This is a genomic window from Streptosporangium sp. NPDC002524 (assembly GCF_040295985.1).
GTDB lineage: Bacteria > Actinomycetota > Actinomycetes > Streptosporangiales > Streptosporangiaceae > Streptosporangium.
The window spans coordinates 372,568-394,765 of record NZ_JBEOWK010000003.1; the positions used below are offsets into that span (position 1 = coordinate 372,568).

General features: G+C 73.5%; 17 protein-coding genes. 7 read left to right on the plus strand and 10 right to left on the minus strand.

Annotation, left to right across the window (positions count from 1 at the left end; genetic code table 11):
• Positions 1 to 12 precede the first annotated feature (12 nt).
• From ABT053_RS06610 to ABT053_RS06620, 3 genes are all read left to right on the plus strand, one after another.
• The gene (locus ABT053_RS06610; protein WP_350967872.1) at positions 13 to 933 is read left to right on the plus strand and encodes a nucleotide exchange factor GrpE; all 921 of its coding nucleotides are present in this window, start codon (positions 13 to 15) and stop codon (positions 931 to 933) included.
• A gap of 142 nt (positions 934 to 1,075) precedes the next feature.
• Positions 1,076 to 2,947 carry a dynamin family protein gene (locus tag ABT053_RS06615; protein WP_350967873.1) on the plus strand — a complete coding sequence of 624 codons (1,872 nt, stop codon included), beginning with the start codon at positions 1,076 to 1,078 and terminating at the stop codon, positions 2,945 to 2,947.
• Positions 2,948 to 2,991: 44 nt separating this feature from the next.
• Positions 2,992 to 4,920, plus strand: coding sequence for a dynamin family protein (locus ABT053_RS06620; RefSeq protein ID WP_350967874.1), 1,929 nt, complete (start codon positions 2,992 to 2,994; stop codon positions 4,918 to 4,920).
• Between the two features lie 168 nt (positions 4,921 to 5,088).
• Here the strand turns inward: ABT053_RS06620 and ABT053_RS06625 are convergent, their stop codons facing one another.
• From ABT053_RS06625 to ABT053_RS06635, 3 genes are all read right to left on the minus strand, one after another.
• Positions 5,089 to 7,713, minus strand: coding sequence for an Hsp70 family protein (locus ABT053_RS06625; protein ID WP_350967875.1), 2,625 nt, complete (start codon positions 7,711 to 7,713; stop codon positions 5,089 to 5,091).
• Positions 7,714 to 7,998: 285 nt separating this feature from the next.
• Entirely contained in the window at positions 7,999 to 8,928 is a 930-nt protein-coding gene (locus ABT053_RS06630) for a hypothetical protein (protein WP_350967876.1), read from the minus strand.
• A gap of 39 nt (positions 8,929 to 8,967) precedes the next feature.
• Positions 8,968 to 9,903 carry a S66 peptidase family protein gene (locus tag ABT053_RS06635; protein ID WP_350967877.1) on the minus strand — a complete coding sequence of 312 codons (936 nt, stop codon included), beginning with the start codon at positions 9,901 to 9,903 and terminating at the stop codon, positions 8,968 to 8,970.
• 30 nt (positions 9,904 to 9,933) lie between these two features.
• On the opposite strand from ABT053_RS06635, the gene ABT053_RS06640 reads away from it, so the two are divergent.
• On the plus strand, positions 9,934 to 10,821 hold the full coding sequence (locus tag ABT053_RS06640; RefSeq protein ID WP_350967878.1) for a sulfotransferase family protein: 888 nt from the start codon (positions 9,934 to 9,936) through the stop codon (positions 10,819 to 10,821).
• Between the two features lie 180 nt (positions 10,822 to 11,001).
• Here ABT053_RS06640 and ABT053_RS06645 read toward each other — a convergent pair whose 3' ends face one another.
• The 6 genes from ABT053_RS06645 to ABT053_RS06670 all read right to left on the minus strand — a co-directional run bounded on the left by ABT053_RS06645 (position 11,002) and on the right by ABT053_RS06670 (position 17,673).
• Complete coding sequence (locus ABT053_RS06645; RefSeq protein ID WP_502991706.1) at positions 11,002 to 11,322, minus strand: transposase; 321 nt, start codon at positions 11,320 to 11,322, stop codon at positions 11,002 to 11,004.
• A 238-nt stretch (positions 11,323 to 11,560) separates the two neighbouring features.
• Positions 11,561 to 13,435, minus strand: coding sequence for an ABC transporter ATP-binding protein (locus tag ABT053_RS06650; protein ID WP_350967879.1), 1,875 nt, complete (start codon positions 13,433 to 13,435; stop codon positions 11,561 to 11,563).
• Positions 13,436 to 13,596: 161 nt separating this feature from the next.
• Positions 13,597 to 14,400 (minus strand): enoyl-CoA hydratase/isomerase family protein, encoded by an 804-nt coding sequence (locus ABT053_RS06655; protein ID WP_350967880.1) that lies wholly within the window; start codon positions 14,398 to 14,400, stop codon positions 13,597 to 13,599.
• Positions 14,401 to 14,533: 133 nt separating this feature from the next.
• Positions 14,534 to 14,749, minus strand: coding sequence for a helix-turn-helix domain-containing protein (locus tag ABT053_RS06660; protein ID WP_030904785.1), 216 nt, complete (start codon positions 14,747 to 14,749; stop codon positions 14,534 to 14,536).
• 114 nt (positions 14,750 to 14,863) lie between these two features.
• Positions 14,864 to 16,462, minus strand: coding sequence for an ABC-F family ATP-binding cassette domain-containing protein (locus tag ABT053_RS06665; protein ID WP_350967881.1), 1,599 nt, complete (start codon positions 16,460 to 16,462; stop codon positions 14,864 to 14,866).
• Positions 16,463 to 17,016: 554 nt separating this feature from the next.
• On the minus strand, positions 17,017 to 17,673 hold the full coding sequence (locus ABT053_RS06670) for an acVLRF1 family peptidyl-tRNA hydrolase (protein WP_350967882.1): 657 nt from the start codon (positions 17,671 to 17,673) through the stop codon (positions 17,017 to 17,019).
• Between the two features lie 131 nt (positions 17,674 to 17,804).
• Between ABT053_RS06670 and ABT053_RS06675 the strand changes: the two genes are divergently transcribed.
• From ABT053_RS06675 to ABT053_RS06685, 3 genes are all read left to right on the plus strand, one after another.
• Complete coding sequence (locus tag ABT053_RS06675; RefSeq protein ID WP_350967883.1) at positions 17,805 to 18,902, plus strand: EAL domain-containing protein; 1,098 nt, start codon at positions 17,805 to 17,807, stop codon at positions 18,900 to 18,902.
• A gap of 163 nt (positions 18,903 to 19,065) precedes the next feature.
• On the plus strand, positions 19,066 to 20,394 hold the full coding sequence (locus tag ABT053_RS06680) for an aminotransferase class V-fold PLP-dependent enzyme (protein WP_350967884.1): 1,329 nt from the start codon (positions 19,066 to 19,068) through the stop codon (positions 20,392 to 20,394).
• A 50-nt stretch (positions 20,395 to 20,444) separates the two neighbouring features.
• Positions 20,445 to 21,296: a siderophore-interacting protein gene (locus ABT053_RS06685; RefSeq protein WP_350967885.1), complete on the plus strand. Its 852-nt coding sequence runs from the start codon at positions 20,445 to 20,447 to the stop codon at positions 21,294 to 21,296.
• Positions 21,297 to 21,317: 21 nt separating this feature from the next.
• Here the strand turns inward: ABT053_RS06685 and hisG are convergent, their stop codons facing one another.
• Positions 21,318 to 22,163: an ATP phosphoribosyltransferase gene (hisG, locus tag ABT053_RS06690; RefSeq protein ID WP_350967886.1), complete on the minus strand. Its 846-nt coding sequence runs from the start codon at positions 22,161 to 22,163 to the stop codon at positions 21,318 to 21,320.
• Positions 22,164 to 22,198: the final 35 nt, after the last annotated feature.

A 22,198-nucleotide genomic window follows, 5' to 3' on the forward strand; every position in this document is an offset into this window, starting at 1 on the left:
GGAAGGCCTGCGATGAGGGACCGACGCGCGTTCCTTTCCCTGCTTCTGGCCTGGCCGGCGCTGGCCGGCTGCGGCGCGGTGCCCGGATTCGGAGGGGAGACGGCCGGCGCGCCGCCGGAACCGCTGCGGGACGGCGGCGTGCGCTCCCTGCGTCCGGGGGAGGCGGGGTCCGTCACGGTGGGAACACCTTTCGGGTCCCTCTCCCTGCCCCTGGTGCTCACGGTGGCGGGCGTCCTGGTCGCGGTGGCCGTGGTGGCCGCGGGTCTGTACCTGTGGCACCGCGGCCGCCGCGCCGCGTCCCGGGCGCCCCGGGCGCCCCTGCCCGGCACCTGGCAGGCGGCTCCCGCACCGACCCTGATGCCGCCGTTCCCCTCGGGCGGGGCGGCACCGGAACCGGCACCGGCCCCCGGGCGGCCCGGCGCGGGCCACGCCGCTCCACCCTCCGTCCCCCCGCCCGCCCCCTCGCCCGTCCCGCCGTCCGTCCCGCCTGCGGATCCACCGGCCGATCCGTCGGCCGACCTGTCGGCGGACCCGCTGGCCGGGGCGCTGGCGGAGGTCGCGGGGAGCGGGATCAGCGCCGCGCTCACACAGCAGGTGGAACGGCTCCTCGCCGGGGGCCACCCGGGGCGCGAGGCCCTGGTGGCGGCCTGCGTCGGCTACCGCGACCAGCTCGCCGAGCGCCACCCCCGGCTGGCCGGGACGCTGCTGGAGGCGCTGAACCGGGCGGGCGTCCGGGAGCTCGTCGCCGACGGCGAGCGCTTCGACCCGCGCCTGCACGAGGCGTCCGGCACCGAGACGGCCGGGCGCCCCGAGCTGCACGACATCGTCGCCGAGACCGTCAGGCGGGGGTACGCCGACGGCGACCGCGTGATCCGCGTGCCCCTGGTCGTCGTCTACCGCCACGGATCACCGGCCCCGGGCACCGGGCACTGAGACGCCTTCCTCCCCGCTTTCACCGAACTCCCGTACCCACCGAGGAGGAGATCCCGGACATGCCCGCTCAGACGCCTCCGCCGGACGGCCGGACCCGCGTGCCCGCCCCAGAGAACACCCCGGGCGGCCGGGACGGTGACGCGTGAACGCCGGGCCCGCCGACCTGCTGCGCGGCCTGTGCGACACCATCGCGGCCAGGCTCTCCGGCGCGGAGCTGCGCGAGCGGGTGCGGCAGGTGCGCGCCGGGCTCGACGCGCCGCTGCGGGTCGCGGTGGCGGGCGCGGTGAGCAGCGGCAAGTCGACGCTGGTCAACGCGCTGCTCGGGCTCCCCGTCGCCCCGGTGGACGCGGGCGAGTGCACCTTCGTGGTCACCCAGTACGAGTACGGCGAGGACGACGGCCACATCACGGCCGAGCTCACCGACGGCGGGGCGGTCCACTCCCGGCTGCTGCCGGGACACCGGCTCCCCGCCGAGTTCGGCGTCGACGTGGCCAGGATCCGGCGCCTGCGGGTCACGCTGGACCTGCCGTCGCTGCGCACGATCACCATCGTCGACACCCCCGGCATGAACACGGTGACGGTCGCCAACGAGCGCGCGGCCAGGAGCATGCTGTTCGGCTCGGGCGACGAGGACGACCGCGCGCAGGCGATGATCTACGTGCTGCGCTACGTCCAGAAGTTCGACGACACCACCCTCGCCGAGTTCCGCGGGCTGACCGACGCCTGCGGCATGAGCTGCGTCAACACCCTCGCCGTGCTCGGCCAGGTCGACCGGCGCGGCGACGAGGGCGACCCGTGGCCGACCGCCAGGCGGCTCGCCGCCAAGGGGTACGCGGACCTGCGCACCTCCGTCTTCGACGTGGTCCCGGTGATCGGCCTGCTCGCCGAGACCGCGCGGGCCCGCCCGCTGGACGCCGGGGACGCGGCGGCCCTGGCGGCGCTGGCCGGGCTCGACGAGGACGACCTGGAGGACTACCTCCTGGACCTGGACGACTTCCGCACCGCGCCCGAGCTGCCCGTACCCGCCGAGGTGCGGCACCGGCTGGTGGAGCGGCTGCACCGCTACGGCATCACCAGCGCGGTGGAGGCGGTGCGCGCGACCGGGACCGCCGACCCCGGGGCGCTCGCCGCCCACCTGCTGGAGCGTTCCGGCTACGCCTCGGCGGGCCGGGCCGCGACCGGCTCGGTGGCCGCGGGCATCGCCCACTTCGCCCGCCGCGCCGACCAGCTGAAGGCGCTCGACGCGCTGACCCGGCTGCGCGCGATCGCCCGCACGCCCGCGCTGGGCGCCGACCGCGCCACCCTGGACGCGCTCGCGGCCCAGCTCGACGAGAACCGGCCGATCGCGACCACCCTGGGCGGCCTGCGGATCTTCACGGCCGCCGAGGCGCTCGGCCGCGGCACGCTCGTGCTGAACGAGGAGATGACCGCGGAGCTGCTGCGCCTGGCCCGCCACGACGAGCCCGCCGAGCAGCTCGGCCTGCCCCCGGGGGCCACGCCCGCGGAGGTCGCCGCCGCGGCCACGGCGGCGTCGATGCGCTGGCGCACCCTCGCCATGATGAGCGAGGGCAGGACCGGCGGGCACCGGGCCAGGGACGTGCTGACCGTCCTGGAGGACCTCGTCTCCGCCGCGCTGGACGAGGTGGCGCTGGAGGAGGCGGCGCACGGGACCGCCCAGGGCGAGCGGGGGCCCTCAGCGAGTGCCGGGGGCGGCGAGGCGCTCCCCCCGGTCCGGGTGGACCCCGCCGCGATCGAGGCGCTGCGGGCCTCCCCCATGGTCCCCGCCGACGACCGGCGGGCGCTGGAGCTCCTGCTCGCGGGCGCCGAGCTGGCCACCCAGCTCGGGGCGCCGCCCGGGGCCCCGCGCGCCGAGGTCGCGGGCTACGCCGCCGCCCTGGGCGCCCGGTTCCGCACCCTCACCCACCGGCCGCTCTCCCTGCGGCAGCGGCGGGCGGCCGAGACCCTGTGCGAGGCGTACGAGACCATCTGGGCGCACTACGGCGACGGCTCCTGACCCTTTTCGCGCCTCCGAACCATCCCCGACAGGAGAAAAGGAACATGACGACCCCCGACCCGACCGGCCCCGTGGCCAGGCTGCTGCGCTACGCCAACGAGGTCCACGCGCTGGCCGGGCAGTGCGGCAGGAAGGACCTCGCGGAGGTGCTGGCCGCGTGCGCGGGCCGCTGGAAGGACGAGTGCACCGACATCGTCGTCGCCGGGGCGCAGAAGCGCGGCAAGAGCCGGCTGCTCAACACGCTGGTGGCCCACCCCGACCTGCTCCCCGTCGACGCCGACGTCGCCACCAACTGCTTCCTGTCGCTGCGGCGCGGCCCCCGGCTCGCCGCCGTCGTGCACCGTAGCACCGACGCGGGACCGGTCCAGACGCCGATCACCGTCGAGTCGATCCCCGACTACGCCTCGATGCGCGGCGACGCGGGCAAGCGCCGCGACGTCGTCAGCGTGGACATCACCCTCGACAACCCGCTGCTCGACGGCCTGCGGCTGCTCGACACCCCCGGCGTGGACAGCCTGACGGTGGGCCACCGGCAGGTGACGGTCGCCATGCTGCAGCGGGCCGACGCGCTGCTGTTCACGCTCAGCGCGCAGGACCAGCCGGTGCTCAGGCACGAGCTGGAGTTCCTCGCCGAGGCCGCCGAACGGGTGCAGGCGATCGCGTTCGTCCTGACGAAGGTGGAGGACTCGGCCAACTGGCGCGCCCTGCAGGAGGAGAACAAGGCCCGCCTGAGGACCTTCGTCACCGAGGCGATCGCGGCGAGTCCCGGCAGGGCGGCGACGCTGGCCCCGCTCCTGGAGGCGCCGTGGATCCCGGTGAGCGCCAAGCTCGCCGAGGCCGCCGAGGCCAAGCGGCGCGAGGGGCGTACGGAACGCGCCGACACCCTGCGGGCGCGCAGCGGCATGGACGCGCTGGAGCGGCACCTGCGCGGCTTCGCCGAGGGCAGGGACTCCGCGCGGGGCGCCACGGTGGTCGCCGCCGCGCTGTCGGTGCTGGGCTCGCTCGCGACCGGCGCGAAGGACGACGTCGCCGTGGGCTCCGACGACGAGGGCGACGTCACCGCCCGGCTCGCCGAGGTGGACGCCGGCCTGGCGGAGCTCACCGAGCTGGCGGGGCGCCGCAGGGCGGGCGCGGTGGCCAACACCTTCCTCGGGCGCGAGGTGGCGGGCATCGTCGCGGCGCGGGTGTCGGAGATCCGCCAGCCGTACGAGAACACGATCGCCACGCTGAAGAAGCAGGCCCAGATCGACCAGTACATGGCGGAGCTGCCGGAGAGCGTGCAGCGCTCCCTGGAGGCGGCGTGGTCGCAGATCGTGTACGACGTGGAGAAGCTGGCCAGGACCACGCTGGACGCCTTCGCCCGCGACCTCGGCCTCGACCCGGTCGACCTCGCCACCGACGGCCGCGCGATGCCCAGCCTGACGCAGGTCCAGGTCAAGGGCGACATGGCCGCGGACGACCCGGGCAGTGTGGACCTGATCCGGGACGTGCTGCCCTCGGCCTCGATCGGGCTGTCCCTGGGCGGCTTCGCCACGGCCCTGCTCGGACCGGTGGGCTTCATCCTGGTCGCCCCGGCCATCGGGGCGGCCATCTTCATGGGACGCCGCTCGATGGAGAAGGTGCAGCGCAGCCAGGCGGCGATCAGGGGGGCGCTGCGCGACCAGTTCTCGGTGGTCGCCAGGGAGATGACGCTCGACCTGGAGCGGATGGTGGCGACCTGGCGGGTGGGTGTCGAGCAGACCGCGGACGAGAGCCTGGCACGCCGCCGCAGGGAGCTGGAGACCAGGCGGGCCGAGCTGAAGTCCGCCTCCGCCCGTTCGGCCGCCGACCGTCTCAAGGCACGCAAGTCGGGCGAGGACCGCATCGCCGCGATCGCCACCCTCACCACGCGCGGTCAGGAACTCCGCGCGGAACTCGCCACCGCGGTCGCCGCCCTGGGCGCGGAACGTCCGGTGCCCGCCGTGACGACCTGACCGGGTGTGACGGCCGGATATGCTGACGAGCCCGCGGTGACCGGCCGTGCGCCCGTCGTCGCTCGTCGCCGGTTTCGTTCCGACGGGGAACCGGGGGCCGGCACAGGGGCGCGACAGGCCTGTGAAGCCGTGAACGGCCCCCGCTCCCCCGGCGAGGGCCCTGAACGGTCAGAGCGGCAGGTGCACCAGGGTGGCGGGCCGGTCGCGGGCGCCACCGGTCGCGTCGTCGGGGCGGTGCAGGCAGAGCAGGCCCGTGGGAACCCTGGCCACCGGCTCGAACGTCCCCGGCGTGCGGTGCACCTCCCGCGCCCCGCCGGGGGTGACGTGCAGCAGCCTGCTGCGGCCCGCGTCGCGCATGGTCATCCACATCGAGTCGCCGTCGGCGACGAACCGGGGACGCTCCCAGCGGTGCCGTGAGGTGAGGTGCCCGGCCAGCGTCGCCGACTGCTTGCCCATCAGGAACTCCAGCGTCTGCGAGCGCCGGTCGAAAATCCCGACCGACCAGCCCCGCGCCGGGCTCACCTGGTCGACGCCGACCGCGTAGATCTGGCCGCCCGCCGGGAACCAGCGCAGCGCGCCGCCCCGGGGACGCGGCATGACCAGCCTCGTCCTGCCGTCCGCGGTGTCGGCCTCCAGCCCCGCGGAGCCGGAGGTGAACCACCTGCCCTGGTGCAGGACCACCTGGTGCAGCCAGCTCCGCCCCGGCTCGCGCACCGTCGGGCGCACGACGCCGCCGGGGTCGACCAGGCACAACACCTGCCACGGCCTGAAGTCCTGGTGCCGGTTCTGGAACATCGGCTTGTTGCTGGTGAACTGCCCGAGCACCACGGTGCAGCCCGGCGCGCCCACCGAGGGCGACGGCTCGGTGCCGCTGGGGGCCTCCTGGTCGAGCAGCCGGCGCAGCCTGTTGTCCTCGTTGAGGAACCACTGGGCGTACGGGCCCAGCTCGCGCGGCTGGGGGGCCTGGAAGGCGAAGGCCCCGGCCAAGTCGAGCTCGACCATGGCCAGCTGGCCGGTCTCCCCCCAGGGCAGGCCCATCGAGGTGTCGACCGGGACGGCCTGCCGGGACTGGAAGAAGACCCACGCCGCGCGGCCGTGGGCGATCACGGTCGGGTCGCCCCACATCTGCAGCGGGTGGGTGGCGCGGATCGCCAGGTCGGGGGTGAGGGTGCGGACCAGCACCTGCGCGGGCCCCACCTGCTCCACGGCCACGACGCCCTCCCCGGACGCGGCCCACTCCACGAGCCTGCCGAAGCGGAGCTCCCGGTCGTGGCGGCCCCCGATCCCGTCGAGCCTGCGCAGGAAGTGGCCGTTGTCGAAGGCCTGGTGGACGAAGACCCGGCCCGCCTCGGCACGCGCCTCCAGCACGGCGTCCGCGACCTTCTCGATCCCCTGGACCGTCGGCCCGCCCGCAGCGCCCGCAGCGCTCCCCGGGCCCCCAGGACCCCCTGGCGGGCCGGTGGGAGCCCGGTGGCCGCCGGTGGCGCCGTCCTCGGGACCGGTGAGCACCCGGTGGTCCCCGGTGGCACCGCCCGCCGGTCCGGTGAAGGCCCGCTGCCCGGTGCCGGGGCCCTGCCCGATGCCGGGGCCCTGCCCGGTGCCGGGAACGCCGGTGAAGGCCCGCTGCCCGGTAGCGGGGGCGCCGGAAGGGGCGGTGGGCACCGGGTGGCCGCCGGTGGCGGGGGCGGGTCCCGCGCCGGGCTCGCGGTGCTCGACCTTGAGCTTCCAGGCCAGCTGCGCGGCGCCGTACGCGACCACGATCTTCGGGTCGTCGTAGGTCCTGACCCGCTCGCCGAAGCGCTCGCGCACGGCCTTCTGGACCAGCGGCATCCTGCTGGGCCCGCCGGTCATGAACACCGCGGCCAGCTCGTCCGACCCGACCCCCGCGCCGCGGATCGTCTCGTCGAGGATGTCGACGGTCCTGACGATCTCCTCGCCGATGAGGCCCTCCAGGTCGGCCCTGGTGATGTGCACGTCCTCGTTGATGCCCACCACGTAGTGGGAGGAGGTGTCGAACTTCGACAGCGTCTCCTTCGCCTCCCTGGCCATCTTGAGCAGGTCGGCGGCGTAGCTGACGTAGCGGCGCTCGGGGTTGGTGGTCACCTGCAGCCACCAGTCGGCGTCGAGCCGCTCGATCTGGGCGCCGAGGAACGCGAAGACCTGCTCGTCGAACCCCTCGCCGCCGATCTCGTCGCTGCCCCCGGGCTCGCCGACGACCGCGAAGTCGCCGCCGTCCACGGTGAGCACGGCCGCGTCGAACGTGCCGCCGCCGAGGTCGTAGACCGCGAGTCGCGAGCCGCCGCCGGTCGCCCGCCCCGCGGACGCGAAGTAGCGGGCCGAGGCCACCGGCTCGTCGATGAGCGCGATCCGCACGCCGCTGACGACCTTCCGCGCCGCCGCGAGCAGCACAGCCTTGCGGTCGGCGCCCCAGGCCACCGGGTGGGTCAGCGCGATGCAGTCGGGGTCGGCGCCGTCGAACCGCCGCCGCCCCTCGCTGACGAACAGCTCCAGCAGCGCCGCCAGGGCGTCGGCCACGTCCACCGGGACGCCGCCGAGCAGCATCCGGCCCCGGCCGACGTAGCGCTTGGGGTTGCGCTCGACGCGCTCGGGGCTGATCGCGATGCCCCGCTGGGCGATCCTGCCCGCGACGAGCGTCCCCCGCTCGTCCAGCATGACGGCGGAGGGGATGCGCCGCTCCCCCTCGACCTCCAGGACGTCGAAGCGCCCTTCCGCCGCCATCACCCCGGCGGAGAAGCTCGTCCCCAGATCGACACCGAGGCACCACTGCGCCATGTCCACTCCTCGTACATCGGGCCTCATCATCCCGCGTCCGGCGGCCACGGCCGGGGCCCGGACGGGGCCTGGGCCGCAGCGCCGGTACCGGTCCGGGACCCGTCGGGGCCCCGGAGCGTCGGCGACGGCCGGGACGGGCGCGGGAGCGTCCTCATCATCTCGCGCCCGCGCCGGTGCCGTCTCCACGGCTCACGATTCCGCCGTACGGGAAGCCGTACGCGAGCCGTACGGGACCGCACGGGACCGTACGGGAAAGGCCCGCCGGAGGCCCCGGGGAGCGGCGGGTCAGCCGCCGGTGGCGCCGTCGGGGCGGACGGCGAGGGCGGCGAGGACCCGGGCGAAGTCCGGCGGGGGCGCGACCACCAGCCGGGTCTGCCCGTCCTGCCTGACCAGGTCGGCCCTGATCAGGGAGAGGCGGCCGCCGTGCCACCAGTAGACCTGCGGGCTGAGGGCGCCGGAACGCCTGTCGAACTCCCGCTGGGCGAACAGCCGCAGCCGCTCGATCGCGCGGACCACGCCGATGCCCTCGACCGGGTGGACGATCAGCGTCGCCGGGTCGGGCAGGGCGACGAGGACCCCGTCGGAGGGGACCGGCAGGTAGTCGCCCAGCCTGCGCAGGTGCGCGGCGGCGCCCTCGGTGGGGCCGGTCAGCCTGCGCACCGCCACACCGCCGAGGTCACCCTCCGTGACCGAGAGCCGCTCCTCCCGGTGGGTGTTGTCCAGGGCGAGGTCGAGCGCCTGGCCCGCGGTGATCGGCCAGCAGCCGACCTCCTCGGGGCGGACCGGCCGCCCGGAGGCGGCGTCGCCGATGGTGAGCACCTCGACCAGGTCGGCGGTGAGGTGGCGCCCGACCACGCGGGCCGGGTCGAGGTCGTCGTCGAGCTGGATGCGGGTCCGCAGCATCGGGCGCACCTGCTCCAGCTCGCAGGCGTCGAACGGCTCGTCCGCCGTGGCCAGGGTGTGGGTCAGGTGCTCGGAGACGAGCATGGGCCAGTCCTCGCGGGAGCTCCGGAGCGCCTCGGCGCGCAGCCCGGCGAGCCGCACCACGACCCGGCGCGGGCCGGTGAGCGTCAGGGTCCCGCCGCCGGGATCGAAGGCGCACGTGTACCCGAGATTGTCCGCGACCAGGGCGAGCAGGGAGTCGAGATCGACCTCTTCGACCGGACGCGGCGGCGTCTCGGTCCGCCGGTCACGGTGCCGCCGGAACAATCTCACGCGTGCGCCCCCTCTGCCGGTTTCCTCCTAGGTTCGCACCTAGCGTGCCTTGTCGGCGCCCCCTGTTGAGTAGGCCAGAGAGCACGATTTTGCATCAATAGCACCAAGTGCCCCGAGCAATACAGAAAACTGTGGCTTTCCATGCCCTATCGGCAGCCCGGCGATCACGGGCACCCCGAGCGGCGCGAGCAGCTCCTCCAGCACCGGGTAGGGGTCGCCGCAGTCGACCCAGGACCCCAGGACGAACCCGGCCGCCCCGTCGAACGCCCCGGCCTGCAGCAGCTGGGTGAGCATCCTGTCGATCCGGTACGGGGCCTCGGTGACGTCCTCCAGCAGGACGATCCGGCCCCGCGCCGACAGCGCGTACGGCGTGCCGCACATCGCGGCCAGCATGGTGAGGTTACCGCCGGTGACCGGCGCCGTGACCTCGCCGGGAACGATCACCCGGTCGCCGGTGATCGTCGGCGGGGCACCGGCGAGGGCGGCCGCGAAGTTCTCGAAGGTGCGCGGCTCGGGCCCCTCGGGATCGCTGATCGTGGAGCAGGCCGGCATCGGCCCGAACCAGGAGGCGACGCCCAGCTCCACGGCGAACGCGCTGTGCAGGGCGGTGACGTCGCTGGAGCCGACCAGCGCCTTGGGACCGGCGGCCCGCATGGCGTCCCAGTCGGAGCGGCCGAGGTGGCCGAGGAGGCGGGTGGCGCCGTAGCCGCCCCGGGCGCAGAACACCGCGCTCACCGCGGGATCGCACCAGGCGTCGCGCAGGTCGGCCGCGCGGCCGGCGTCCGGGCCCGCCAGGTAGCCGTCCCCGCCGAGGACGTGGGCGCCGACGACGACCTTCAGCCCGAGCCCCTCCAGGACGCGGATGCCGCGCGCCAGCCGCTCGGAATCGGGAGGTCCGGAGGGGGCGACCACGGCCACCGTGTCGCCCGGACGCGGCGGAGGCGGGACCCGTATCCCGGCGGCCGGTTCGTTCACTCCGCAAACGGTGCCACACTGGGCTTTCATATGCGACCTCCGCCCCACATCCTGGTGGTCAACGGCATCAAGGTCCGCAGGCCGGTGTTCGTGCTCGCCGCCCCGCACTCCGGCGCGGATCTGCTGGCCCGCGCCCTGAAACGCTCCCCCGGATTCCACGTCACCATGGGGCGGGCGGCGGTGGCGCACGTCGTCTACGCCTTCGCCCGGCGGCCCTCGATCGCGGGACGGGGCATGGGCGCGACCCGCGTGCTCCGCGACGCCATGGCCGAGTCCTGGCAGATCGTCCCCGGCGCCTGCGAGGAGTGCCCGGCCCCGTGCCGGGAAGCGGGCGGCGTGACCGGGGCGGGGCCCTGCGTGGCCTCGGGCTCCGTGATCCGCTTCGGCGACGCCAGCCCCGACCTGCTCTACAGCGCCTCGGTGCTGCTGCAGGCCTTCCCCGACGCCCGCTTCGTCCAGCTCATCAGGGACGGCCGCGACGTGGCCGCCGACATGCTGGCCGACCCCGACTCCGTGACGTGGTTCAAGCGGGCCATGCTGAGCGACGAGACGGAGTTCCCCAACCCGTTCCTCGGCGTCAACTCCGCCGAGCACCGCGAGCGCTGGAAGGCGATGCCCACGGCGGGCAAGTGCGCGCTGCGCTGGCGCAGCGCGGTGCGGCTGTCGGCCTCGCTGCACCAGGACCTGCCCAGGGACCAGCTGCTGACCCTGCGCTACGAGGACCTGGTCTCCTCCCCCGCCGAGGCCCTGGACGGGCTCTCCGGCTTCCTGGAGACGCGGGTCCCCAAGATCGCCCTGCTGGGCCGGACCGTGCCGAAGGTCGGCGTCTGGCGCACCCGCCTGCGCGGGCAGGACGCCGAGCTGGTGGCCAAGGTCGCCCGCGAGGAGCTCACCCGCCTGGGCTACGCGTCGTCCTGACGCCGGTCCCCGCCGCCTTGCTCCGGCCCGCGCCGCCTTACTCCGGCCCGCGCCGCCTTACCCGGTTCGCGTCGCTCTGACGTCGGCCCGCGTTCTCCGTCGGGCGTTTCGCCTCGGGAGCGCGCGGCGGTCATCTCTCCCCGGAACCGGTCCGCGTACCCCTGGAGGAAAACGGCGCGATCACCAGTTCGGGACCTCGAACGTCGCGCCGGGCCGGATGTCCCCCGGAGGGGCCGCCCCGGCCCGCAGCGTGCCCAGGATCGTCTCCCAGGTGCCGTCCACCGACCACCGGCGGTGCCGGTTGTAGACGGTCTTCCAGTTGCCGTACGTCTCCGGCAGCTTGCGCCAGGGGCAGCCGGTCCTCGTGCGGAAGAACACCCCGTCGATGATCGTGCGGTGATCGGCCCACCGGTTTCCCCGCCGGGCGTGAGCGGGCAGCAACGGCGCCAGGCGCCCCCACTCGTCGTCGGTCAGGTCATCACGTTTCAGCCGGTCGTCCACGTCCCCATGATCTAACACCATTCGTACCGGAAGATCCACTCACGGGCGCGGCGCCGGGCGCCGGGAGGTCCGGCGCCCGGCATCCGGCATCCGGCATCCGGCATCCGGCATCCGGCATCCGGGAAAGATACGAGGTCCGGGAAAGATCGGGAGGCCTGGCTGAAACCGGGCTGGGGAAAGCCGGGAGGTCCGGCGCCCGGCGTCCGGGAAAGGGCGCGAGGTCCGGGCCGGGGAGAGGTCAGGAGGCCTGGCTGAACTGGGTGCGGTAGAGCTCGGCGTAGACCTCTCCCCTGGCCAGCAGCTCCTCGTGGCGGCCCCGCTCGACCACCCGGCCGTCCTGGACCACCAGGATCTGGTCGGCCTCGCGGATCGTGGAGAGCCGGTGGGCGATCACCAGCGAGGTGCGCCCGGCCAGCGCGACCTTCAGCGCCCGCTGGACGGCGGCCTCGGACTCGGAGTCGAGGTGCGCGGTGGCCTCGTCGAGGACGACCACGCGGGGCGCCTTGAGCAGCAGCCGCGCCAGGGCGAGCCGCTGCTTCTCGCCGCCGGACAGCCGGTGGCCCCGGTCGCCCACCACGGTCTCCAGGCCCTCGGGGAGGTCCAGGACCAGGTCGGAGATCTGGGCGGCGCGCAGGGCGTCCCAGATCTCCTCGTCCGTGGCCCCGGGCCTGGCGTAGCGGAGGTTGGCCCCGATGGTGTCGTGGAACATGTGGGCGTCCTGCGTGACGACCCCCACGGTGTCGCGCAGGGAGGCGAGGGTGGCGTCGCGCACGTCCAGGCCGTTGACCCGGACCGCGCCCTCGGTGACGTCGTAGAGACGGGAGACCAGGCCGGTGATGGTGGTCTTCCCGGCGCCCGAGGGGCCGACCAGGGCGACCATCTCACCGGGGCGGGCGGTGAAGGTCACCCCGCGCAGCACCTCGTGGCCGGGCCCGGTGTCGGGGCGGGCCACCGCCTCCAGCGAGGCCAGCGACACCTCCGCGGCCGATGGGTACCGGAACCGGACGTCGTCGAACTCCACGGTGACCGGGCCGCCGGGGAGGGGCCTGGCGTCGGGGCTCTCGGCGATCATGGGCCGCAGGTCGAGGACCTCGAAGACCCGGTCGAAGCTCACCAGCGCGGTCATCACGTCCACGTGCACGTTCGACAGGCTCGTCAGGGGGCCGTACAGGCGCATCAGGAGGGCGGCGAGGGCCACCAGGGTGCCGAGCTCGAAGACGTCGGAGACGGCCAGCACGCCGCCCACGCCGTACACCAGGGCGGTGGCCAGCGCGGCGACCAGGCCGAGCGCGACGCGGAAGACCGTCCCGTACATGCCGACGGTGACGCCGACGTCGCGCACCCGCCCCGCCTTGTCGCCGAAGGCGGCGGTCTCGTCGGCCGGGCGGCCGTACAGCTTGGCGACCATGGCCCCGGCGACGTTGAACCGCTCGGTCATCATGGTGCTCATCTCGGCGTCGAGCTCCATCTGCTCGCGGGTGAGCCCGGACATCTTCCTGCCCACCCACTTCGCGGGGAGGATGAAGATCGGCAACAGCACGAGGGCGACGACGGTGATCTGCCACGAGAGCACCAGCATGGCGCCGAGGACCAGCACCAGCATGACCACGTTGGCCACGACCGACGACAGCGTGCTGGTCAGGGCGCGCTGGGCGCCGATGACGTCGGTGTTGAGCCGGGAGATCAGGGCGCCGGTCTGGGTGCGGGTGAAGAAGGCGACCGGCATGCGCTGGACGTGGTCGAAGACCTCGGTGCGCAGGTTGTAGATGAGCCCCTCGCCGATCCGCGAGGAGAACCAGCGCTGGGTCAGGGTGAGCGCCCCGTCGAGGACCGCCAGCCCCGCGATGACCAGCGCGAGGGCGATCACCACCCCCTGCCGCTTGGCGATGACGCCGTCGTCGATGATCGCCTTCATCAGCAGCGGGTTGGCGATCACCACGACCGAGCTGACCACGACCAGCGCGAGGAAGGCGGCGATGTGCCGCGAGAAGGGCCGCGCGTAGCGGGCGATGCGCCTGACCGTGCCCGGCGCGAGCCGCTGCTTGGTCACCGACCTGTCGCGCCGGAAGGACACCATCGCCTGGGGGCCGAGCCCACCACCCATCATCGCCATACGGCCTCCTCTCCCGATGCGAGCACCGGGAGAGGCACGATCATTCCCCTGTCAGCTCCGGGCGAACAGCGCCGGAGGGCCATCTGGACGGGCCGCGTGACGGCCTTCCACGAACCACGGACCGGCCCACGGACGCGGATCACGGGCCGCGAGCGGGCGGCCTACCCGAAGAGCGCCTTGACGCGCCCCGCCTGCTCGCGTGCCTCAGCCGCGCACTGCTCCTCCAGCGTGCGCCCCGAAGCACCCTGAAGCAGCCGCTTGGTCGCCGTCGCGGCGTCGCGGTTGGTCGCCAGCAGCGCGTCGGTCAGGTCGCGTACGGCCTGCGTCAGCTCCTCCGGAGCGACGACCAGCTCGGCCAGGCCGATCCGCGCCGCCTCCTGCGCCCCCACGACGCGGGCGGTCAGGCAGATCTCGACGGCCCTGGACAAGCCCACCAGGTCGACCAGCGGCTTGGTGCCGGTCAGGTCGGGAACCAGCCCGAGGGCAGGCTCCTTCATGCACAGTTTGGCGTCGTCCGCCAGGACCCGCAGGTCACAGGCGAGCGCCAGTTGGAACCCCGCACCGACCGCGTGGCCCTGAACGGCCGCCACGGAGACGATGTCGGGACGCCTCAGCCAGAGAAAACCCCGCTGGGCCCGCGCCACCCGCTCGGCGAAATCCGCCTCGTCGAGTGTCGCGGAGGACGCGAACGACCCCTGCCCTGGAACCCCCTCCGGGGTGAACATCCTCAGATCGATCCCAGCCGAGAAGGACGGCCCCTCACCTCTGATCACGACGACCCTCACCTGCTGCGGCAGGCCGTCACCGATATGAGCCAGAGCCGACCAGGTGGCGAACGTCTGGGCGTTCCGCTTCTCCGGACGGTCCAGCGTGATCGTCGCGATCTCGCCGTCCACCTCATAGCGCAGACCGACCTCCTTGAGAGAGATCTCCTCCGCACTCCCCCCGAACGTCACTTCCGCCATCGCTGCTCTCCCACCCTCGGTGTCCGCCTCGCCCGAGCCTATCGACTCTCCAGAATGAGGTTCTACAGGTCCGGGCGGGGACGGGTTCCGGCGTGGGGGACGAGCGGCTGCGGTCGCGCGTTCCGAGGCGGGGTCAGCGCTTGGACTTGCCTCGGGTGGCGCCACCGCGCCCGCGCAGAGTCACACCGGACTCGCTCAGGATGCGGTGGATGAACCCGTACGACCTGCCGGTCGAAGCGGCCAGGGCACGGATGCTTTCACCCGCGCTGTAGCGCTTCTTGAGATCGGAGGCCAGTTTTTCACGATCGGCCCCGGTAACCCGGGTGCCCTTCTTCAGAGTCTCGGCCACGAGTACCTCCTGTAGTGCCAGACTTCCGCAGCGTTACACACGCCATGATCAGTCATTTCAGCGAGATCGGCTACCTACTCCACGGGAAAAGATCCGTACCCGCTCAAATTAAGATCAGGCAAGTGCCACAAGATCGGAAAATTCGTCGCTCCACGCGTCTTCAACTCCGTCAGGCAGCAAGATCACCCTATCGGGTCGTAGCGCCTCTACAGCCCCCTCATCATGCGTGACGAGCACAATCGCCCCAGAATAGGACGTTAGCGCCGAAAGAACCTGCTCCCTGCTGGCCGGATCGAGGTTGTTCGTGGGCTCGTCCAGGAGGAGGACGTTGGCCGCCGACAGCACCAGCGTGGCCAGCGCCAGCCGCGTCTTCTCCCCGCCCGACAGCACCCCCGCGGGCTTGTCCACGTCGTCGCCGGTGAACAGGAACGAGCCCAGGACCTTGCGCAGCTCCACGTCGGGCAGCTCTCCCCCGGCCGAGCGCATGTTCTCCAGCACGGTGCGCCCGGGGTCGATCGTCTCGTGCTCCTGCGCGTAGTAGCCGAGCTTGAGCCCGTGGCCGGGCTTCACCGCGCCGGTGTCGGGCTCCTCGATGCCGCCGAGGATCCGCAGGAGAGTGGTCTTCCCCGCGCCGTTCAGGCCCAGGATGACGACCCTGCTCCCCCTGTCGACGGCGGCGTCGACGTCGGTGAAGACCTCCAGGGAGCCGTACGACTTCGAGAGCCCCTCCGCCATGATCGGCGTGCGCCCGCACGGGGCGGGCTGGGGGAAGCGCAGCTTGGCGACCTTGTCGCTGCGCCGCTCCACCTCCAGGCCGGACAGCAGGCGCTCGGCGCGGCGCTGCATGTCCTGCGCCGCCTTGGCCTTGGTGGCCTTGGCGCGCATCTTGTCGGCCTGCGACATCAGGGCCGAGGCCTGCTTCTCGGCGTTGGCGCGCTCACGCCTCCTGCGCTTCTCGTCGGTCTCCCGCTGGGCCAGGTAGGACTTCCACCCGACGTTGTAGGTGTCGATCACCGCGCGGTTGGCGTCGAGGTGCAGGACGCGGTTTACCGTCGCTTCAAGAAGCGAGACGTCGTGGCTAATAATGATCAAGCCGCCCTGGTGAGATCGTAAAAAATCACGAAGCCACCCGATTGAGTCCGCATCTAGGTGGTTTGTCGGCTCGTCAAGAAGGAGAGTCTCCGCCCCGCTGAAGAGGATCCTGGCCAGCTCCACCCGCCTGCGCTGCCCTCCGGAGAGGGTCTCCAGCGGCTGGCCGAGCACCCGGTCGGGCAGCCCGAGGCTGGAGGCGATGGAGGCGGCCTCCGACTCGGCGGCGTACCCGCCCAGGACGTGCAGCCGGTCCTCCAGGCGCCCGTAGGCGCGGACCGCGCGGTCCCTGGTGCGGTCGTCGGCCGAGGACATGCCCGCCTCGGCCTCGCGCAGCTCGCGCAGCACCTGGTCGAGCCCTCGGGCCGACAGGATGCGGTCGCGGGCGAGCACGTGCAGGTCGCCGGTGCGCGGGTCCTGCGGCAGGTAGCCGACCTCGCCGGTGATGGAGACCGTGCCCGAGGCGGCCGACCCCTCTCCCGCGAGCACGCGGGTCAGCGTGGTCTTCCCGGCCCCGTTGCGGCCGACGAGCCCGATCTTGTCGCCGGGGTTCACCCGGAAGGACGCACCCTCGATGAGCAACCGGGCCCCGGCCCGCAGTTCGATGTCAGAAGCTACGATCATGGTTGGAGAACACTCCCAGCAGGAAATACACAGGCTCACTTCACTGAGGCCGAACCCGCCGCGCCCTGTGTCTCCCGGCTCTCGGCTCGGCCGTCTCGCCTTCATCGGGACGACGGTCAATCGGGAGTGCGCATACCGATCAGTGTACGGCGCGACACCGGGCGGCTTCTCCACGTTTTGGCGAGCCCCGCCCGGACCAGCCCGCTACCCGGGCCGCGCCCGCTCAGACCTCCGCCGCGCGAACCGTCATCCCGGCCCCTCCGCATGTGCCCCGCTCACCCAGACCCCCTCCGTACGAACCCCTTCACCCCGGCCCCTCCGCACGCGACCCGCTCACCCAGACCCCCGCCACGCGAACCCCTTCACCCCGGCCCCTCCGCACGCGACCCGCTCACTCAGACCCCCGCCGCGCGGACCCCTTCACCCCGGCCCCTCCGCACGCGACCCGCTCACTCAGACCCCCGCCGCGCGGACCCCTTCACCCCGGCCCCTCCGCACGCGACTCGCTCAGCCCCCGGGCCCCCGTCGCCCCGCCGCTCCCGTACCGAATCCGCTCACCCGGGGTCGCTCACCCTGATGCGGACCGCGCGGAACTGGGCGGGGGTGTCCTTGAGGACCACCAGCCGGGGGTCGGGGACCGTCAGGAAGGGCTCGGTCTCCAGCGCGAAGACCGGCGCGAGCCTGCGGTCGGGCCGCAGCGCGTCGACCGCGCGCCGGTCGCCGCCCAGCACGACCGCCTCCAGCTCGCCCACGTGCGGGCCGAGGATCCGCAGCGCCACCTCGGCCGCCGCCTCGTGCGCCTGGTCCACCTGCTTCTCCCTGCGCCGGGCGAAGCGCCGCTGCGACCAGCCGCCCGCCGCGCTGCGCCCGTGGACCTGCCGCGAGCCCACCTTGGAGGAGAGCAGCTCCGCACCCTGGAAGATCCCCGCCGCGTGGCCGCCCAGCCGTACCAGCAGCACGCCGATCCTGCGCTCGGTGCGCACGTGGGTGACGAGGCGCGCCATCGGGCCGCCCCCCGAGGAGGTCAGCGGCGGGAACGGCACCTGGCACTCGGCGACCGCGCCGTCCGCGCCGTCGAGGCGTACGACGGAGTCCGAGGCCGTCACGCTGGGCGGGCCGTGCCGGTCGACGAAGCCGTCGATCCAGCGGTTCAGGCGCTCGGGCGCCACGGAGACCCAGCGGCCTCCCCCCTTGGCCGGTCGCGACGTCATGGAACGCGACACTACCGGCTGACCTCGCCGGACACACGATCTCACTGGTCAAGTCCAACGAATGGCGAAATATCGGTGAACATCACAGTGCGTTACTTCTGTGACAGTAGAGAATGCCCCATGCTCGGACTGTGACGACCAGAGCGCGACCCATCCCGCAGATCTCCCCGGCGGGCGCGGGGGTCACGCCTGTCGTCGATCTCGACACCGGGGGCGTCATCGCCTTCCAGGCGAACGGCGAGGCCCGCGGGAACATCTCCTTCACCGTCCAGACGGTGCGCGACGTCGCCGCGAGCGAGATCCTGCTCCCCCTGGTGCTCACCCTCCCGACGGCCGCGGTGATCGGCGGCTCGGCCGCGCTCGCCCCGCTGCACGAGGCCCTGCGCGCCTCGGGCCGGCGACCCGGCGAGGTGATCCTCACCGTACGGGGCGACTTCGGCCAGTTCGAGCGCCGCTCCCTGCTCACCGGGCTGGAGGGCCTGCGCGCCATCGGCTACCTCATCGCGGTCGGCGACCTGGGCACCGGGCACGTCCCGCTGGACCTGATCGCCGACGCGGCGCCGTACCTGGTGGTGATCTCACCGGACCTGATCGCCCAGGTGCCCCGCGACCCGCGCCGCGCCGCGATCGGCGAGGGCCTGGCGCGGCTCGCGCGGGGAACGGGCGCGCACGTGCTGGCCCCGGGGGTGCGCGACGAGGCGCAGCTCGCCGCGATCCGCGGCTGGGGGGTGCGGCTGGCCCAGGGCCCGCTGCTGGTCCCCGGCCCGTCGGGACGCGTGCACGTGCCGCTCCCGGTCGTCGAGCAGGAACCCTCGCGGCTCGTGCTCGGCCCCCGCGTCCACGAGTTCCTGCTGCCCGCGGTGACCCTCCCCTACGAGGCCACCGCCGAGGCCGTGATCGACGCCTTCGGCAGCGAGCCGTCCATCACCAGCGTGATCCTCGTCGACGAGTACCAGCGTCCCAGGGGCAGCCTCGACCGCAGCCGCTTCCTGCTCTCGATCGCCGGGCGGTTCGGCCACGCCCTGCACGGCAAGAAGGCCGCCGGGCGGCTCGCCGACCCCGCGCGCACGGTTCCCAAGACCACCCCCGCCATCGCGGCCATGCAGGTCGCGGGCCGCGACGCCGAACGCGTCTACGACGACCTGGTCGTCACCGACGAGGTCGGCCGCTGCATGGGCGTCGTCCGGGTCGCCGACCTGATCCGCCAGGTGGCGGCCATGCAGCGCTGAGACTCGTCCACGGATGACGGAACGGTCCATCCGCCGCTTCCGGCGCCGTCGCCTTTACGTTGTAGATTCGAATATTCGCCGAGCCGGCCCGCTACCCCTTGGCAGGCGCGCATGATCACGGTAGGAAGGGCACAGGGGGCGAGACGACGGCAAGGGGTACGGAATGGACGATCGCGGACCTCGGGTCGGGCGCCGGGGGCTGCTCGGGGCGGGACTCCTGGCCGGAGCCGGGGCCGCGCTGTCCGGGTGCACCTCCGGCGACACGCCCGCCGCCCCGGCCCCCGCCCAGCCCCCGCCGTTCGACCCTGCCAGCTGGGAGTCGGTGCGGGCCCAGTTCCCGCTCGACCCCTCCTACGCGCAGTTCGCCGCCTACGTCCTCGCCTCCCACCCGGCCCAGGTCCGGCGGGCGATCGAGGAGCACCGGCGCGGCCTCGACACCGACACCGACGCCTACCTGCACGGCGAGGACAGGGAGGGGCCGGTACGCGAGGCCGCCGCCGCCTACCTGGGCGCCGACGCCCCCGACGTCGCCCTCACCGACAGCACCACGATGGGCCTGGGCCTGCTCTACAGCGGCATGCGGCTGCTCCCCGGCCAGGACGTGCTCACCACCGAGCACGACTTCTTCGCCACCCACGAGAGCCTGCGGCTGCTCGCTGCCAGGACCGGCGCCAAGGTCCGCAGGGCCCGCCTGTACGACGACCCGGCCAAGGCCTCCGCCGACGAGATCGTCTCCCGGCTGAAGGCCGCGCTCACGCCGAGGACCCGGGTGGTCGCGATCACCTGGGTGCACTCGGGCACCGGGGTGCGGATGCCGGTCAGGGCGATCGCCGACATGGTCGCCGAGGCCAACCGCTCCAGGGACGCCGGGGACCGGGCGCTGCTGTGCGTGGACGGGGTGCACGGCTTCGGCGCGATGGCCGACGGGGTGGAGGAGCTGGGCTGCGACTTCCTGGCCAGCGGCACCCACAAGTGGCTGTTCGGCCCCCGGGGCACCGGCATCCTGTGGGGCAGGGGGCAGGCCTGGGGCGCGCTGCTGCCGGTGATCGCGAGCTTCTCCAGCGTGACCGTCGACCCGGGCACCGGCGACGAGCCGTACGGCCCCGGCGGGCTCCTGCACACCCCCGGCGGCTACCACAGCTTCGAGCACCGCTGGGCGCTGAGCGAGGCGTTCGCCTTCCACACCGCGATCGGCAAGGAACGGGTGGCGGCCAGGATCACCGAGCAGGCCACCCGGCTCAAGGCGGGGCTCGCGGCCCTGCCCAACGTGCGGCTGGTCACCCCGGTCTCCGCAGAGCTGTCGGCCGGGCTGGTCTGCTGCGCGGTCGACGGCATGGACGCCCCCACCGCGGTGGGCAGGCTCCGCCGGGACCACCGGATCGTCACCAGCGCGACTCCGTACCAGGACGTCTACCTGCGCTTCGGCACCGGAATCGTCACCACCCCCGAGCAGGTGGACCAGGCGGTGAGGGCGGTCGCGGCGCTCCGGTGACGTATGGTACGAGTTAGGTTTACCTAACTTAGACCCCCACGGAGTGACATATGGCAGACGAGAGAGCCGAGCGCCGCACACCGAAGGTGACGAGCGGCCTGGTCAGGCGGGTCGAGCGGCTCACCCCCCACATGATCCGGGTGGTGCTCGGCGGCGACGGCCTCGCCGGTTTCCGCGCGGACGAGTTCACCGACCACTACGTCAAGCTGCTGTTCGCCCCGGCCGGGGTGAGCTACCCGCGGCCGTTCGACATGGAGGCGATCCGCCGCGACCTGCCCCGCGAGCAGTGGCCCACCACCCGCACCTACACCGTCCGCCGCTGGGACGCCGACGCGCGCGAGCTCACGATCGACTTCGTCCACCACGGCGACAGCGGCCTCGCGGGGCCGTGGGCCGCCCGGGTCCGGCCGGGCGACGAGCTCCACTTCTTCGGCCCCGGCGGCGCGTACGCCCCCGACCCCGAGGCCGCCTGGCACCTGTTCGCGGGGGACGAGAGCGCGCTGCCCGCCATCGCCGTCGCCCTGGAGAACCTCCCCGCCGGGGCACCGGCCTGGGCCTTCATCGAGGTCGAGGGCCCCGAGGAGGAGCAGAGGATCGACTCCCCCGGCGACGCGAAGATCGTCTGGCTGCACCGCGCGGGCGCCCCGTACGGCGAGACGCTGGTCAGGGCGGTCCGCGAGCTCGACTTCCCCGACGGCGACGTGCACGCCTTCGTCCACGGCGAGGCGGGTTTCGTCCGCGATCTCAGGCGTCACCTGCGCGCCGAGCGCGGTATCCCGCTGGCGAGACTCTCCATCTCGGGCTACTGGCGCCTGGGCCGCGACGACGAGGCGTGGCGCTCCTCCAAGCGCGAGTGGAACGAGCAGATCGAGGCCGAGGAGGCCGCGACGCTCTCCTCCTGAGCCACCTCCCGGGCGGGCGGGTCAGAGGCGGCAGGCGAAGATGGCCGTCACCAGGATGGCCTTCGCCCCCATCTCCCAGAGCTGGTCCATGATCTGCTGGTGTCCCTTGCGCGGGACCATCGCGCGGACCGCGACCCAGCCCTCCCGGTGCAGCGGGGAGACCGTCGGCCCCTCCATGCCGGGGGTGAGGGCGATGGCCTCCTCGATCCGCTCGGCCCGGATGTCGTAGTCCATCATCACGTAGTCGCGCGCCACCAGCACGCCCTGCAGGCGGCGGATGAGCTGCCGCAGGCCCGGGGTCTCCTCGGCGCCGATCCCCTTGATCAGCACGCCCTCGGAGCGGGTGATCGGCTCGCCGAACACCTCCAGGCCGATGTTGCGCAGCGTGGTGCCGGTCTCCACGACGTCGGCCACGGCGTCGGCCACGCCCAGCCGGATCGCGGTCTCGACCGCGCCGTCCAGCTTGATCACCCGGGCCTCGACGCCCTGCTCGGCGAGGTAGCCCTCCAGCAGGCCCGCGTAGGCGGTGGCGACGCGCCTGCCCTTGAGGTCGGCGACGGAGTCGAAGTCGCCGGGGTTGGCGGCGAAGCGGAAGGTGGAGCGGCCGAAGCCGAGCGGGATGATCTCCTCGACCCGCGCCCCGGAGTCGTGGAGCATGTCGCGGCCGGTGATCCCGGCGTCCAGGGTGCCCTCGCCGACGTAGACGGCGATGTCCTTGGGCCGCAGGAAGAACAGCTCGCAGGAGTTCTCCGGGTCGGCGACCACGAGCTCCTTGCTGTCCTTGCGGACGCGGTATCCGGCTTCCTTGAGGATCGTCTGGGCCCCCTCGGTGAGGGCGCCCTTGTTGGGTACGGCGAGACGCAGCATGACGGGATTCCTTACGTGTGGACGGGACTGCCTGC

What these genes read in the sequence shown, in the direction of transcription:
- ABT053_RS06680 (WP_350967884.1), top strand. Translation starts at nt 19,066, where the DNA reads ATGGACGATCGCGGACCTCGGGTCGGGCGCCGGGGGCTGCTCGGGGCG.
- ABT053_RS06610 (WP_350967872.1), top strand. Translation starts at nt 13, where the DNA reads ATGAGGGACCGACGCGCGTTCCTTTCCCTGCTTCTGGCCTGGCCGGCG.
- ABT053_RS06650 (WP_350967879.1), bottom strand. Translation starts at nt 13,435, where the DNA reads ATGGCGATGATGGGTGGTGGGCTCGGCCCCCAGGCGATGGTGTCCTTC.
- ABT053_RS06670 (WP_350967882.1), bottom strand. Translation starts at nt 17,673, where the DNA reads ATGACGTCGCGACCGGCCAAGGGGGGAGGCCGCTGGGTCTCCGTGGCG.
- ABT053_RS06685 (WP_350967885.1), top strand. Translation starts at nt 20,445, where the DNA reads ATGGCAGACGAGAGAGCCGAGCGCCGCACACCGAAGGTGACGAGCGGC.
- ABT053_RS06640 (WP_350967878.1), top strand. Translation starts at nt 9,934, where the DNA reads ATGCGACCTCCGCCCCACATCCTGGTGGTCAACGGCATCAAGGTCCGC.
- ABT053_RS06620 (WP_350967874.1), top strand. Translation starts at nt 2,992, where the DNA reads ATGACGACCCCCGACCCGACCGGCCCCGTGGCCAGGCTGCTGCGCTAC.
- ABT053_RS06625 (WP_350967875.1), bottom strand. Translation starts at nt 7,713, where the DNA reads ATGGCGCAGTGGTGCCTCGGTGTCGATCTGGGGACGAGCTTCTCCGCC.
- ABT053_RS06655 (WP_350967880.1), bottom strand. Translation starts at nt 14,400, where the DNA reads ATGGCGGAAGTGACGTTCGGGGGGAGTGCGGAGGAGATCTCTCTCAAG.
- hisG (WP_350967886.1), bottom strand. Translation starts at nt 22,163, where the DNA reads ATGCTGCGTCTCGCCGTACCCAACAAGGGCGCCCTCACCGAGGGGGCC.
- ABT053_RS06665 (WP_350967881.1), bottom strand. Translation starts at nt 16,462, where the DNA reads ATGATCGTAGCTTCTGACATCGAACTGCGGGCCGGGGCCCGGTTGCTC.